The organism is Methanohalophilus euhalobius, from assembly GCF_900215215.1.
GTDB classification, from domain to species: domain Archaea; phylum Halobacteriota; class Methanosarcinia; order Methanosarcinales; family Methanosarcinaceae; genus Methanohalophilus; species Methanohalophilus euhalobius.
In genome coordinates, this window is sequence record NZ_OBDR01000024.1 from 1 (window position 1) to 2,472 (window position 2,472).

A 2,472-nucleotide genomic window follows, 5' to 3' on the forward strand; every position below is an offset into this window, starting at 1 on the left:
AGTCATCCTGACAATCGAAAACAACAGAATGCTAATATTTATTGTAGCAGTTGGGGATCGTAAAACAATCTATCGGAAATATCAATCCTGAGATGATTTCCTCCAGGTTCTGACAACACTCTTCAAAAAAAGCATTATATATTTATCAACCAATCATATAAAGAACAATCCATAAAAAACATCTGGAGAAACAAATCATGAAAAAGACTGTAGAAAACCTGTCAAAAGCATTTGTAGGGGAAAGCCAGGCCAGAAACCGGTATACAATATATTCAAAGATTGCTAAAAAGGAAGGTTTCGAGCAAATTGCAGATCTTTTCCTCCTCACCGCCGAGAACGAAAGAGAGCATGCAAAATGGAGTTTCCGGCTGATCAATGAACTGAAAGAAGAAAGCGGGGAATTCTTCGATGACATTGCAATTCAGGCTGACGTTCCGACCGACTACGGCACCACCGCTGAGAATCTAAAAGCCGCAATCAACGGTGAGGATTATGAAACCACCACCATGTATCCCGAATTTGCACAGACTGCTGAAGACGAGAACCTGCCTGAAATCGCAGCAAGGCTCAGAGCAATCGGTAAAGCCGAAATGCATCACAAAGAGCGCTTTGAAAAACTTCTCCGGGAAGTGGAAAACGGGACCGTTTTCAAAAAGGAAAAAGAGGTTGAATGGGTATGCCGCAAATGTGGTTATGTGCACAGAGGACCCGAACCTCCTGAAGAATGTCCCTCATGCGACCATCCCTTCAACTATTTCGAGAGAAAGTGCGAAGAGTACTGATAGTTTTAATGAGGTTGCAAAACAATTGCACCCCCCTTTCCTTCAATTTTTTTGTGATAAAAACGCTGAATCAGTCTAATTTTTTGAAAAAGAGCAATCATACTGGAATGTATCTCATCCCTTAATCATATCTGCCAGACCAATCAGAATCACTTTCTCTTCCTCTGCAATCTCCCGCATCCGTGGAGTAAAACCTGCCCGGCTTATCAGGGCGAAATGTTTTTGGCCTTCAGAATGCCAGTCCACAAAGCCCCCCTTTTCCTTCAGGGAATAATACACATCCGGTCCAACCTTTTGCTTCTGCCACTTGCATTCGCAGAACAGGATATCCCGGGATTCTGCATTAAGGGCCACAAGATCGATCTCGTAATCATTTTTTCCCCTAGCAGCTGCAGCAATTTTGCCCCATTGCCTGCCGATCTTGCGAAAAGTGAAAGGCAGTTTGCCTGCTGAGTTGAGATGGATCAATGTCTCTTTGCCTACATCTTCAAAAGTCATCCCCAGAAAACGATCATAATTCTTCTTTATATCCTCCAGTACAGGCACTACATTGCCCGGCTCCAGTTCATCTTTGTGAGGCAATACAAACCGAAACCAAAATCTCAGGAAATTATCCTCCAATCTGTAAATGGTCTTTTTTGTGGCAGGTTTGTCTGCAATCGGATGTTGTCTGCTTACAAACCCAAGTTTCATCAGTATCTTCAGGTAATAGGAAATATCCTTGGGCTGAAGATATGCTCTGGTGGCAATCTCTGCGGGTCTGGATGCGCCTGTGGCAATAGCATACAGGATATTCATGAAAGTTGCCGGCTCCCTGAGTTCCTCCCGCAGCAGAAAATCCCCTTCCTCATAGAGCACTGCATCCGTGGCAAACACATTGTTCTCAAGATTTGCGGCAAATTCTTTTTCCGGATCAAAGAACAAAAGGTAATAGGGAATCCCGCCTGTCACTCCATAGATCTGCATGCATTCTTCCAATGATATATCCGGGAAAAATTGCTGAATATGCCTGAAAGGGATTGGTTTTGTCTGAATTTGGCCGGTGCGTCTGCCATAGAGGGGACTGGAATGGGCCAGGGTACTTTTTTCCATCATAGAGATCGAGGAGCCACAGAGGATTAGATGAACGGGTCTTTCTCTGAGTATTTCGTCGGTTATCAACTGGAAGACTGAAGGAATGGAACCGTCCTGCTGCACAAGATAGGAAAATTCATCGATTGCCACCACCAGTTTTTCTTCTCTATCCCACTTTTTGGCGATATACTCAAAGACATCGTCAAAGCCCTCCACACGGGGTTCGAAATCATCGAAAAAATCTGCAGCCCTCTTTCTAAACCTCTCGACATTGGTAGAGGTGCCCCTATGGTCTGCCAGGAAATATATGTGCGGCTTATCCCGGATGTAATGTGTTATCAATTCGGTTTTGCCAATCCTGCGCCGGCCGTAGATTACCGTGAAGGAAAATCCGCCGTTTGTATACTCCTTTTCCAGGGAATTGAGTTCTTCGGCCCGATCCACAAATTTACGAAACATGTTTATTATGATTATGTTTCGTATATTGATAATGTTTGTGGCCGGAGATATTTCATGAATCTGGAAAACTTGCCAAAGACTATGCAGATATTCTTGCATTAATTGACCCCAACAATGGTGGGAATGATGTGGAAATCTCCGTCTTAGGTAAATTTAT

2 protein-coding genes are annotated in these 2,472 nt (G+C 43.7%); one reads left to right on the top strand and one right to left on the bottom strand.

Features of this window, described 5'->3' with window-relative positions; translation table 11 throughout:
• The first annotated feature begins 197 nt into the window (after positions 1-197).
• Entirely contained in the window at positions 198-782 is a 585-nt protein-coding gene (gene rbr, locus CP947_RS10225) for a rubrerythrin (protein ID WP_096713079.1), read from the top strand.
• Between the two features lie 114 nt (positions 783-896).
• Here rbr and CP947_RS10230 read toward each other — a convergent pair whose 3' ends face one another.
• Positions 897-2,315, bottom strand: a complete 1,419-nt coding sequence (locus tag CP947_RS10230; protein ID WP_096713080.1) for an ATP-binding protein — start codon at positions 2,313-2,315, stop codon at positions 897-899.
• Positions 2,316-2,472: the final 157 nt, after the last annotated feature.